At 63.2% G+C, this 12622-nt stretch carries 10 protein-coding genes; 1 reads left to right on the forward strand and 9 read right to left on the reverse strand.

Annotated elements, in window-relative coordinates; translation table 11 throughout:
- Positions 1-55: 55 nt before the first annotated feature.
- The 9 genes from AC1DS5_RS15765 to AC1DS5_RS15805 all read right to left on the reverse strand — a co-directional run bounded on the left by AC1DS5_RS15765 (position 56) and on the right by AC1DS5_RS15805 (position 10784).
- Positions 56-865: an SDR family NAD(P)-dependent oxidoreductase gene (locus tag AC1DS5_RS15765; RefSeq protein WP_477719194.1), complete on the reverse strand. Its 810-nt coding sequence runs from the start codon at positions 863-865 to the stop codon at positions 56-58.
- Positions 840-1433, reverse strand: coding sequence for a TRAP transporter small permease (locus AC1DS5_RS15770; RefSeq protein WP_477719195.1), 594 nt, complete (start codon positions 1431-1433; stop codon positions 840-842). Before AC1DS5_RS15770 ends, AC1DS5_RS15765 begins: the two co-directional genes overlap by 26 nt.
- Positions 1430-2722, reverse strand: a complete 1293-nt coding sequence (locus AC1DS5_RS15775; protein ID WP_477719196.1) for a TRAP transporter large permease — start codon at positions 2720-2722, stop codon at positions 1430-1432. The genes AC1DS5_RS15770 and AC1DS5_RS15775 overlap by 4 nt, the downstream gene beginning before the upstream one ends.
- Positions 2723-2743: 21 nt before the next feature.
- On the reverse strand, positions 2744-3739 hold the full coding sequence (locus tag AC1DS5_RS15780; protein ID WP_477719197.1) for a TRAP transporter substrate-binding protein: 996 nt from the start codon (positions 3737-3739) through the stop codon (positions 2744-2746).
- A gap of 110 nt (positions 3740-3849) precedes the next feature.
- A complete protein-coding gene (locus tag AC1DS5_RS15785; RefSeq protein WP_477719198.1) occupies positions 3850-4167 on the reverse strand; it encodes an NIPSNAP family protein in 318 nt (105 codons plus the stop codon).
- A 38-nt stretch (positions 4168-4205) separates the two neighbouring features.
- Positions 4206-5177: a Bug family tripartite tricarboxylate transporter substrate binding protein gene (locus tag AC1DS5_RS15790; RefSeq protein ID WP_477719199.1), complete on the reverse strand. Its 972-nt coding sequence runs from the start codon at positions 5175-5177 to the stop codon at positions 4206-4208.
- A 36-nt stretch (positions 5178-5213) separates the two neighbouring features.
- Entirely contained in the window at positions 5214-6899 is a 1686-nt protein-coding gene (locus AC1DS5_RS15795) for a thiamine pyrophosphate-binding protein (RefSeq protein WP_477719200.1), read from the reverse strand.
- Between the two features lie 146 nt (positions 6900-7045).
- Complete coding sequence (locus AC1DS5_RS15800) at positions 7046-7906, reverse strand: helix-turn-helix domain-containing protein (protein ID WP_477719201.1); 861 nt, start codon at positions 7904-7906, stop codon at positions 7046-7048.
- Positions 7907-8342: 436 nt separating this feature from the next.
- Positions 8343-10784 (reverse strand): DUF6600 domain-containing protein, encoded by a 2442-nt coding sequence (locus AC1DS5_RS15805; protein ID WP_477719202.1) that lies wholly within the window; start codon positions 10782-10784, stop codon positions 8343-8345.
- 852 nt (positions 10785-11636) lie between these two features.
- Between AC1DS5_RS15805 and AC1DS5_RS15810 the strand changes: the two genes are divergently transcribed.
- A complete protein-coding gene (locus AC1DS5_RS15810; RefSeq protein ID WP_477719203.1) occupies positions 11637-12620 on the forward strand; it encodes a Bug family tripartite tricarboxylate transporter substrate binding protein in 984 nt (327 codons plus the stop codon).
- Positions 12621-12622 lie beyond the last annotated feature (2 nt).

The following is a 12622-nucleotide window of genomic DNA, read 5'->3' on the forward strand; positions in this document are numbered from 1 at the left end:
CCGGCTTCGAGGGCTGAGGCCAGCGCGCAAGACAGCAGATTCTGTCGTCAGGGAATTACTCCGCACGGCGGGTTTGTGTCAGGCCTGTAGGCGGGCCATCAATCGCCGTCCAGCCGCCATCGACGGACAGCGAACTCCCGGTGATATAACTGGCGGCATCCGAGGCCAGGAAGGCAACGGCGGCGCCCACTTCCGAGGGCTGGCCCCAGCGGTTGAAAACCGTGTGCGCGGCATAGGTGTTGTAGATTTCCGGCTTTTCCTTCAGGGGCGCTGTCAAGCGGGTTTCGATGACGCTGGGCATCACGGCATTCACGCGAACACCGTACTCACCCACTTCGCAGGCAAAGCCTTTGACCATCTGGGCAATGCCGGCCTTGCTTGCCGCATAAATCCCGAGGCCGGGCTCCAGCGTCACGGCACGCATGGATGAACACAGGATGATGCTGCCCGCACGCTGCTTCATCATGGGCTTGCCGAAACTGCGCAGAAAGTGAAACGCCCCTTTGAGGTTGAGATTCATCACCTGGTCAAACTCATCTTCGGTGTAGTCCATGATGAGTTTTCGGATGTTCAGCGCGGGCGTTGCCACGGCAATGTCAACCCTTCCGTGCAGGGAAACGGCATGGCCTGCCAGCGCGGCAATTTCTGCGCCGCTCGCTGCATCCACGGCCACCCACTCGGCCGACCCGTCCTGCGCAATCTGCCTCGCAGTGCCGCGAGCGCCGTCGCCGTCGCGGTCGGCGCACACAACGTGCGCTCCCAGTTCGCCCAGCGCGTGCGCAGAGGCCTGGCCAATGCCGGAGGCCGCTCCGAGCACAACGGCCACTTTTCCACTCAGATCAAACAGTTGACGGTAGTTTTTCATGGCGATCATTCTTGCTGTCGGAGGTACGGCCCCGGGGAGTTCCGGGAGCGGGCTCCGGTTGGTTGCCTGCATTTTCAGGAAGGGACTGGGGTGGGCGCACAGGGGCCTGGCCTGTGAGGGCCAGCCAGATGTCGCGCAGCGAATAGCCCATCATGATCACGCCGGCCACCGGCATCACGCCATACCAGTATTTTTTGGAAATCGCGAATACCGGCGAATCATCGCTCGCGCTGACGACCAACTCCCATGCGTGGTAAACCAGCACGGACAGGAAGGCCATGCCCAGCACGCTCAGGACCACATCCAGCACACGCCCCGGGGGCTTGCCGGCCAGGCGGACCGTCAGCATGTCCACGCAGAAGTGGGAGTTTTCGCGCCACAGGCAGGCGGCGCCCACAAACACCAGCCAGGCAAACAGGAGCTCGATGATTTCATCGGCCCAGCCCATGGACATGAGCGCCGCAAAGCGGTTGAACACGGACATCAGAATGATCAGAAACAGCAGCACCAGGCATGCAATGCACAGCCAGCGCAGCACGACAGCGAGTCCAAGGTCAAGCTTTTTCATTTTCCGGCTCCCATGATGAGGTCCGGCAGCCACGTCACCAGCACAGGCACCGCAGTGATCAGCGCCAGCACGACAAACAGGCTGACCAGAAAAGGCACCAGCTCTTTGGCCAGCACCATCATCGGCACGCGCGCCACCGATGACATCGCATACAGAACCATGCCCACGGGTGGCGTCAACAGCCCCAGCATGAGGTTGAGGGTCATCAGCACACCAAAGTGAATGGGATTGATACCGAGCTGGCCAATGATCGGCATGAAAATCGGAATCGTCAGCAACATGATCGCGATGCCTTCCATGAAACAACCCAGCATGAGCAGAATCACATTGATGATGATCAGCACCACCAGCGGGTTGCCTGACAGCGCGCTCAGCCAGGCAATCAGCGCATCAGGCACCCGCAGGTAAATCAGCAGCCAGCCGAACAGCCCTGCGGCCGCGACAATGAACATCACCTGCGCCGTCTGCCGCACCGTGTCCCACAGGATCTCCGGCAGGTCAGCCCAATGCAGCTCACGGTAAACGGTCAGCCCCAGAAACAGCGCGTAAATGCTCGCAGCCACCGAGGCTTCAGTCGGCGTAAAGATACCGCTGAGAATGCCGCCCATGATGAGTGCCGGCGTGGCGATGGCGGCCAGGCCCCCAAGAAGCGCGCGTACCACTTCATGGGCGGTGGCACGCGGCTCGCGCGGGTAATTGCGTTTGACCGCAATGATGTACACCGTCACCATCATGGCCACGCCCATCAGGATGCCCGGAACCAACCCGCCGAGAAACAACGCGCCCACGGATACGCCGCTCATCGAGCCATAAATCACCAGCGGTATGGACGGCGGAATCACCGGTCCGATGGTGGCCGAAGCCGCCGACACGGCCGCGGCAAAGCGCGGCTGGTAACCGGACTTGACCATCGCCTTGACCTCGATCGCGCCAAGGCCCATGGCATCGGCCAGCGCCGAGCCGGACATGCCGGCAAACACCATGGACCCCAGCACGTTGACCTGGCCCAGGCCGCCCTTGAAATGCCCGACGAGGCTGTGCGCAAAACGGAAGATCCGCTCCGTCATGCCACCGGTGTTCATCAGGTTGCCTGCGAGAATAAAGAACGGAATCGCCAGCAACGGAAATGCCGTCGTACTTGAGTACATGCGCTGGCCCATCACGCTGAGGATCTCGGTCTGGCCGAGCAACACCAGCGTGACGACCGATGTCAGGCACATGGCCACCGCTACCGGCAGGCCAAGCACCATCAGGGAAACAAGCAATGCAAAAATGCCTAAGGTTTGCATAAAAACTTTCCTGCCCCTGTCTTACCTGCTTCGCTGGGCATCAACCATCTTCATGAATTGCTGCACGTTTGCTTCGCCGGCATACGCACCAATGCGCCTGTAGGCCGGCTCCATCGCAGCGCGAAACAGCTTGGGGTCGGGCCGCGTGACCTGCATGCCCTGGGCCTGCAGCTTGGCAATTTGCGCGTCTTCCTCCGCGGCGATGGTCTTGCGCATCAGTTCGCCGGCCGAGCGGCTCTCTTCCCTGACGATGGTGCGCTGTTCGGGCGCGAGCCTGGCCCAGGTTTTGGTGCTGATGACGTGCATCATGCTGTTATAAGCGTGGCGGGTCAGCGCAAGGTGCTTCTGCACCTCATAAAACTTGTTGTACGCAATGACGGAAATCGGATTTTCCTCGCCGTCAACAACGCCTTGCGACAGAGCCATGTACAGCTCGGGGAAAGCAATTTTGGTGGCATTGGCGCCCAACGCCTCCATGGCCGCTTCAAGCTGCACTTCGGGTGGAACGCGGATCTTCAGGCCCTTGACGTCGGCAGGCGTGTTGATGGGCAGCTTGCTGTTGGTCAGCTTCCGGAAACCATACTCCCAGTTTGACAGCAGCACGAAGCCATCTTTTTCCGCCATGGGAGCCAGCCAGTCCATGGCCGGGCCATCCAGTACCCTGTGGGCATGCGCCAGGTCTTCAAAGACAAACGGCAGCATCACCACCGCAAAGGCCTTGTTGTACTTGTCCATGGCCCCCTGCGTGGGAAGCCCCATGTCGATCACACCCAGCTTGACCTGCTGGAGCTGTTCGGGCGGCGAACCCAGAGCGTTGGCCGGGTAGACCGACACCTTGACCTGGCCCTTGGTGCGAGCCTCGACACGTTGCGAAAACTGCAGTGCGGCCTGGTTGGCCGGGTGGCCCGCTTCGGCGTAGTGGGCAAGTTTCAGGGTCACCTGTGCTGCCGCGCCCGCTGCAAAAGCAAGGCCGGCGGCAAGTGCCAGGCATCGAATGAGCAGAGTGTTGAATTTCATGTTGTCTCCTGGTGGTTCTTGGGGTTCAAACGGTCAGCCTGCAGCCTGATCGTCGCGGATCATGTCGGCGCCTTGGGTGGGTCGCTTCTTTTTTTTTCGCGGGAAGCATTTCAGGGTTTGAAAAAGGGCGCAGGCACCATCAATCGCGTTTCCTGCGACACGAGGTAGGCCGCCTGCGCGCTCTTTTCCAGGTAGCCGATCCACTCGGGATCGCGCTGCAAGGCAGCACGCCTGTCCGCCCGGTCAGCTGCGTTTTCAAAAACCCAGATGTGGGTGTAGCTGTTGACGTTTCCCGTTTCGGTCTGTAGGTACGCCAGCGGCTCCCCCAGATGGCGGCGCTGCACGTGATAGCCGTGCTCGCCATACAGCGTCATGTGTTTTTTCAGAGTACCCGGGAGGCAGGTATAGGTGCGAACGTCGTAGAGCATGCAGCTTTCCTTGGCTTGATATCGAATGAAAAACCGGATCAGTCCAGCGTGGCGCCGGAACGCTGAACCAGCAACCCCCAGCGCTCGACTTCCTGGGCAACAAATTTCTGGAATGCCTCGCTCTGGTTGCCGACGGGGTCCGCACCCAGCTCTTTCAGGCGAGCTTGAACAGCGGGGTCTGCCACGGCTTTGGCAATGGCAGAAGAAAGCTTGGCAACCACCGGTGCCGGTGTGGCCGCAGGTGCGAACAGGCCAAACCATGACTTGGCGTCCATTTGCGCAAAGCCTGCTTCAGCAAAAGTCGGCACGGATGGAAGATTGGTCCGGCGGGTGCTTCCCGTCACCGCCAACGGCCGCAGACGCCCGGCCTGCACCTGCGTCAGCGCCTCCGGCAGGTTGGCAAACATCGCCTGGACTTGCCCGCCAATCAGGTCCGTCTGCGCCAGCGCGCCCCCCTTGTACGGCACATGCATCATGCGCACGCCTGCCAGGGCATTGAACTGTTCACCCGCCAGATGCGCCGCGGTTCCTGCGCCGCCGGAGGCGAAGTTGACCTTGCCGTCATTGGCCTGGGCGTAGGTGGCCAGCTCGGCCGGTGTTTTGGCCGGCACGGCGGTATTGACCACCAGCACCAGCGGAACCGATGCGAGGCTGGACAGCGCCACAAAATCGGTCGTCAGGCGGTAGTCCAGCTTGCGGTACAGCGTGGCATTGATCGCATGGCTCGAGGTGGCCATGAGAATGGTGTGGCCATCGGGCGCAGCACGGGCGACAGACAGCGCGCCGATGTTGCCGTTGGCGCCCGCCTTGTTTTCGACCACCACCGGCTGGCCCAGAAGGTCCGATACCTTTTGCCCGACCACCCGTGCGATCACATCGGTCGCACCGCCCGGCGCAAAAGGCACAACAATGCGAACCGGCCGGCTCGGAAAGTCGGCCGGCTGCGCCTGCGTGGCCGGGGTTGTACCGAAAGCCATCATCGCGGCCAATACAAGCAATGGTCTTTTCATGTCATATCTCCTTGTGGTGATGACCGGATCAGCGGATCAGGTGGAAGCTTGCAATGCCGCGCGCCGCAAGCCCGAAAGCGTTGCACGCGGAGTCAGGATTTCCGACTCGATGGCCAGTTCAATGAGGTAGGCGCCGCCCGCGTTCAGGGCCCGCGCCAGTGAGGGCGCAAACGCCTCTGTGGTTTCGACCCTCTCGGCCGGGATGCCAAACGACCGGGCATACAGCACAAAATCGGGGTTGCAGAGGTCGGTCCCAATCGGACGCCCCGGATAGTTGATCTCCTGGTGCATCCGTATCGTGCCGTACATGCCGTTGTTGAACACGATGAAGATGATCGCCAGGCCGTGCCGCTGCACCGTTGCCAGCTCCTGCGAGCTCATGAGGAAACAGCCATCGCCTGCCAGGCAGACGACCTGCCGCGCCGGGCTGTGCAGCTTGGCGGCAACAGCGGCCGGTACGCCATAACCCATGGCGCCGCTGGTAGGCGCCAACTGGCTGCGCGGCGCCGAAAACTGGTGATAACGATGAGCCCAGGCGCTGTAATTGCCCGCCCCGTTGGTGATGATGGCGTCCGTTTCGAGCTTCTCGCGCAAAGCGATGATGACGCCCGCAGGATCCAGCCGCGCCTCGCGTGTGCTTGGCCCGATGTAACGGGTGTAGTTTTCCCGCAGCGCCTGCAGCCAGCCGCTCCAGGGCGTGGCGTCCGGCGGCGGCAGCTGGGCCGCGGCTTGCGCAAAGGCATCCATGCTCGCCAGCACTTTCAGCTCCGGCTGGTATACCCGGCCAAGCTCCTCTGCGCAAGGCAAGACATGAACCAGCGCCTGCTGGGGAACCGGTACGTCCAGCAAGGTGTAGCCACTGGTCACAATTTCACCGAGCCGCGTGCCCACAGCCAGCAGCAGGTCTGACTCCCGAATCGCCTGCGCCAGCTCCGGGTTCAGGCCAATACCGACCTCGCCCACGTAGTTGGCATGGCGGTTGTCAAAGAGGTCCTGCCGCCTGAACGCGCAGGCCACCGGCAGCGCGTGTTGCGTAGCAAAACTTCTGATGTCATGCAGGCCTGCGTCTGTCCAGCTTGAGCCGCCCAGAATCATCAGCGGCTTGCGGGCCCGCGCCAGTGATTCGCGCAGCCGCAGCATGGCCTCCGGCGCGGGGTACGCGCACGGGATCTCCACCCGCCTTGCGCTGCCGGGGAAGACAGAGTCGGTCAGCATGTCCTCGGGCAATGCCAGCACCACAGGGCCGGGACGGCCTGACATGGCCACCGAAAACGCGCGCATCATGTACTCGGCCACGCGTGAGGCATCCTCAATCTGCGCTACCCACTTGGTGAACGGCCCAAACATCCGCCGGTAGTCGATTTCCTGGAACGCTTCGCGCTCCATCATGTCGCGCCCCACCTGCCCGACCAGCAGGATCATGGGCGTGGCGTCCTGAAAAGCGGTGTGCACGCCAATGCTGGCATTGGTGGCACCAGGTCCACGCGTGACCATGCAGATGCCCGGTCGCCCTGTCAGTTTCCCGTGTGCTTCGGCCATGAAAGCGGCTGCGCTTTCATGGCGGCAGGCGATGACGCGCAACGCGTCCTGCTGCGCGTACAGTGCATTCAGCACATCCAGATAGCTCTCGCCCGGGACGCAAAAAACAGTATCGGTGCCTTGGGCGAGCAAGGCATCCACCACCTGCTGGCCGCCCGTCCTGAGCTTGGGAGTGTCATTCATCACTTGCAATCTGTCCGCCGACGAGGCGGGTTGGTTGAACGTGAACGAACTCTACTCAGGCAGACGGGCTTCGCGTTAGGACTTAAGCGAGCTTCACCTGCACTTTTTTGCGTGCGGCAGGCCACCGCGGGTTATTCGTTGGTGGGTTATTTGGCGGCGACGGAAATGCGCTTCTTGAACTCGCCCGGAGTGGCTTGCGTGTGTTTTTTGAAGAAGCGGCAGAAATAGGCAAAGTCTTCAAAATTCAGCTGGAAAGCAATTTCGGCCACACTCAGGTCGGTGTTGCTCAACAGGCGTTTGGCCTCCAGCACCAGGCGCTCCTGCACCAGTTGCCCCGCTGTTTTGCCCAGCGTCCGTTTGAGCGCGTCGTTCAACTGCCGTTCGGTCACATGCAGCTTTTCGGCGTAATCGCGCACCGGGCCAAAATCAAGGTAATGCTGCTCGATCAGGAGCTTGTAACGCTTGGTCAGCGAGTAGTTCTGCGGCGACGTGCCGTCGGCATGGTGCTCGGGATAAAGCCGCCGCAGCCGGGTCAGCAGCACCAGCAGATAAGACCTCACGATGTCGAGGCTGCCATCGCCGCGGCCCAGCACCTCTTTCTCCATCTCCATGAGCAACGGCAGGAGCTGGTCGTGTTGCGCCTGGTCCAGGTACAGCACCGGGGTATCACGCGCGATATGGAAAAAAGGAAACTGCGCGATGTCGTCCGAGCGTGGGAACATCTGTACAAAAAACTCCGTGCTGAAATTGACGACGTAGCCTTTCGGCCTGACGGTCGAGTTCCAGGAATGCAGTTGCCCGGGAGAAACAAAAAAAACCGTGTTGGCGCGTACCTGGAAACTCTCGAAGTCCAGCATGTGCGTGCCGGCTGCTTCCGTCATCCAGAGCAGGTGGTAATAGTTGTGCCGATGCGGAAACGCACGCGGGATTTCAGGGTTGTCCTGAAGCCGGACCAAGTCAAAATAAGATGCCGTAGCTTCACCGCTGAAGTCGGATCTGTCGAACACAGGAAAATCTGACGCCATGGGCTCAGTCACGCGAATCTACCTCTTTGCACCGGCCGGGATCTGCGTTGCATTATAGAAGTCCGTCCAATTTCGCTGCCGCGCTTCCTCAAAACAACAAGGTCAGAACAGCCACAGCCGCCCTAAGCCGCCAAACTCAATGCAACGCAATTGCCGACCGATCGCGGCCGACACATCTTCAACAAAACCCGGGAATGGGGCTATAGGGTTGCTGTCTGGGGCGGCTACTGTGCCGGCTGCCCATCTCCGCCCACGCCCCAACTTCCTGTTCAAGGGCGCGCCGCTGTTTTCGCTCTGGCAGGTGACGATGCAATCGAGGACGTCATGCCCTTTCCGAGAACGCTGAGCGACGGCTGGTGGGTGACTGACTTCGCATAGCCGGCACGGCGGCACTCGTCGAATCACCCCATCCACGGCGCTACGGTCGGCGCTGTTCTTCTTCAGCCCGCCGGCGTTGCTCCTCAGCTCTTTTCGCCTCGCTCGCCGCCTCTCGCCTGTCGGCTGCCCGGCCCGCCTCGGGGCGTTGCCGCCGGCCAGGCATATCCCCAACAGCGGCTGGTGGTGACGCGGGCGCGGCGGCAGGGCCGCTCGCCCGGGGCGGTGCAACTGCGCCACCGACAGGCGGACGGTTATCGGGCGGCAGGGGGCGGCTTTGGGCCGGCGGGACGGGCACGGGCTCTGGCTTCAATGGTTCCGTGGGCCTTTGTACAGTCGCGGGTGCGCGGCGCGCGCGCTCCTCTTCCGCTGAGGGGCCCGCAGGCACATTGCGAGGTGCGAGCCCAGGCAGACGCGCGGGCCTTGCTTCTTCCGCGGGCTTGGTGGCGTCAGGGACTGGTGCTGCAGGGACCGGTGCTGCAGGCGTGGCCGCCGGCTGGGATCCAGGCCGGGGCAGTTCGGATCGCTGTGGGAGTCCGGGCTGGCGCGCGCGCTCCTCTTGCGCCGAAGGGCCTGCGGGCACATTGCGAGGTGCGATCGCCGGCGGACGCGCGGGGCGCGCTTCTTCCGCGGGCTTGGTGGCGTCAGGGACTGGTGCTGCAGGGACCGGTGCTGCAGGCGTGGCCGCCGGCTGGGATCCAGGCCGGGACAGTTCGGGTCGCTGTGGGAATCCGGGCTGGCGCGACCGCTCCTCTTCCGCCGGCGGCTTGCGCTCGGCACTGCCTGCTCCAGGCGGCACAGACGGCACAGGCGTTCCCGGCATACCTGGCCGCGCGCTGCGAGGCTCGGTCGATGGCGCTGGCACGGGGGCTTGAGCCGCAGCCGGCCGCGTTCTCTCCGACGCGGCGGCACCCGGCGGCTTGGGCGGAGGCGGCAACGCTGCTGACTGGGGCGGCGTCACAATCGTTACCGCAGTAGCAGCCGGGGGCGCCACGGCGGGTCTCAGGGCATTCACGGCTGCCGCGTCAAGCGGTTTCCCGGGATTGGCCGCGAGGGCACTCTGCCGGCTTGCAAACGACGTTGGTGCCGGCGGCGGGGCGGTCTTGGCCACCACGGGTCGAACTGCCGCTGGCTCCGGCGGCTTCGCACTGGGCGCAGCCGCGCCCAGGACACTGGTGCGCACGGGCGCCAGAGGCGCAACCGCCATCACAGGCGAAGTGGCCACCATGTCCTGCGTCACACGCACCGCCTCTCGCGCGACCGGCCTGGATTGCACGAAGGCCGTGGTGGGAACGGCGACCACCGCTCCGGGCACCTGCTGGTTGACGTAAACCACATTGGTCACGTTCGTGTTGTTGTACACGTTCGTGATGTTCGTCGTGTTGATGATGGTGTTGCTGGTGTTGACGCTGGTGAAATATTCGCGACTGACCGGATAGGATGGCCGGTAGACGTCGCGCGGCCCGAGCGGAAACCACGCCACCGCGCCACCGCCGCCAAGGTTGAGCGAGATGCTGAAGTTGCTGCCGCTGACAAAGGCGACCAGTGCCGGCGCGTAGACAGGCCGGGCCGCGACCGGCCCAGGCACCCAGCCCCATGCGCCGCCGATGTTGGCCCAGCGGCCGTAGTGCGACGGCGCGAATCCCCAGGGCGCGTCATCCACCCAGGTCCAGCCCCAGGGTTCGACCCAGGCCCAGTGCCCGTCGCGATACGGTGCCCAACCGACGGCGACACGCGTGGGTGTCCACACGTGACCGTAGCCCGTCACCTCCCGCCACGTTCCGTATTCGTCCAGGTCCTCGTAGCCGATCAGGTCGCGCGAAACGTAGCGCGCGGATGCAGAGTTCTCCCAGCGCTGGTCACGCGCGCTGGACCAGCGGTCGAAGTCATCGGCAGGAGCCAGCGCGAAGCTGTCGTAGTCGCGCAGGCCGGTGCCAAAGAACTCAAAGCCCTGGCCTGCCCTGATGACAAAGGCCCGCCCCTCGCCATAAACCTCGGCCTCGCCGGCCCGGACCACCACGACAGTCGAATCACCGTTGGGATCGACGTGAATGCGATAGCTGCCGGGGCTGCGGAGGGAATAGGCGAGATTCGGCGTGTTTATTTCGAAGGCGTGATTGCGGTCGAATCGCCAGATGCGGATGTTCAGGGTGCCCTGCGTCAACTGGACTTGCGCAATGCGGTCATCGACGTTCAGCAAGGTCACGCTGGTGTGGGAGCCCATGCGGATCGCGGCGCCGCCCAGTTGCAGTTCGCTGCGCGAACCGGCATCGACCCACAACCTGTCGCCCGTGATCAAGGGCCGATTGACAGCCGCGCGGACCCAGTCGTTTTCGCCACCGGGCGAAAAGCTCACGGCGCCACTGACATGGGCCAGCCGTGCCACACGCGATGGCGGGTCGGCATACGCCCATCCACTCAGCGCGAAGGCGCAGAGGCCCAGAATAAAAGTGCCGAAGAGTTTGTGCAGCGATGACCTGTCCATGATGACTCTCCGTTGGAGGGTTTGCGTTCGACTGAAATGCGCCCTGCGATCGCGGTAGCACTGAGGAAGTGTCCTTGCTTGGACCAGGGCCTGTTCACACAATGCGAAGTCAATGCTGCTGAGGTAGATGGTGAGGGTTTCACGGCCGGGCCGCTGTAGGACGGTGCCGGATTACGGGGAAAGCCTTTGAGCCAATCCAGCGGTTGTAGCTCAATGGGGCCGTGCTGGCCAGCTGCAAGCCCCGTCACCGGCATCCCACGCACACGCAGACCTGGACAGCCGCATTCGGGTTCCTTTGGGAACTCGCGCATACCGCAAATTCGCGGTTCCCATGCCTGCAAGACATATCTGCTAGTGCCAATGACGCCTAGTCGCTGGCGCCACGCTGCTCGAGAATAAAAACCAGCCCATCTGGAGAAAAAAATGACGAAGAGACAAATTAGTGCGGCCACTGCGCGTTCTGTCGCAGTAGCTGTGACCGCGCAGGCGATCAGTCCCGTGAATCTACACGGGATCATCGATAAGGCAGCGCGCTCGTAAAGCAGCGTCTCCCATGCTTTAAGCCTCTCCCCGGGCAGCACCGTGGCCCTCGCGAGCGGCGTAGCGCCCGGGAGCCGCTGGGTCATCCGCGGCACCGAAAACCCGGGGACAGGCTTGCGCGCTACTTTCAACCTGGAGCCCTGGCGCGACATGGGCACGGGGACTTTCGCAATGCTGTGCCTGATGCAGCGCAATTCCAGTCACTGATCGATGCGGGACCCGTCAGGCGGACCGCCGCAGTCAGGGGGTTTTCTGGGGTTTGGCGCCGCTGCCGATTGAGACGGATTTTATTTTTCCAAGGAAGGCAAACATATGTTGAACAGACGAGAGGTCCTCGCGAGCCTGGCAGTTGGGCCTCTGGCCATCACGGGTGTGGCAGCCCAGAGCGCGTTCCCCCACAAGCCATTGCGCATCATCGTGCCGTTCGCACCGGGCGGGTCGAGCGACGTTCTCGCGCGCGCGATCGGGCTCGAACTCGGCAAGGCGCTCAACCAGCCGGTCGTGATCGAGAACGTGCCCGGGGCGGGAGGCTCGCTCGGCGCGGAGAAGGCGGCAAGGTCCCCTGCCGACGGCTACACGCTGCTGATGGGGCATGTCGGCACGCTGGCCATCAACCCTTCCCTCTACCCGAAGTTGGGGTACGACCCGCAACGCAGCTTCACGCCGGTGGCGTGGATCGCGCGCGTTCCCAATGTGCTGGTGGTGAACGCGTCGGTCCCGGCGCAAAACCTCAAGGAACTCCTCGCGCTGGCGAAGGCCCGGCCCGGCCAGCTGGCATACGGCTCCGGCGGGAACGGCAGCGCGGCGCACACCACGATGGAATACCTGAAAATGCAGACGGGCACTTCCTTCCTGCATATTCCCTATCGCGGAACGGGCCCTTCGGTGACCGACCTGCTCGCGGGACAGGTGCAGGTGCTCTTCACCGGCATCCCCGCGCTGCTTCCCCACATCAAGTCGGGAAAGATGCGCGCGCTCGCCGTCTCGAGTCCCAGGCGCCTCGCCCTCCTTCCGGAGGTGCCCACGGTGACCGAAAGCGGCGTCGCCGGTACGAAGGGCTTCGAGGCGGACCAGTGGTATGGACTGGTGACGCCTGCGGGCACCCCGGCCGACGTGGTGTCGCTCCTCAACCAGCACGTGAACAACGCCCTGGCCTCCGAGGCCGTCCGCTCACGCCTGGCAGCCGAAGGCGCCGAGGCGACACCGGTTTCGTCCCAGGTGTTCGGGCAGCTCATCGCGAAGGAAATCCCCCGCTGGGAGCGGGTGATCAAAAACGCTCACATCACCCTGGACTGAAA

This window comes from Polaromonas sp. P4_H1 (assembly GCF_056400945.1).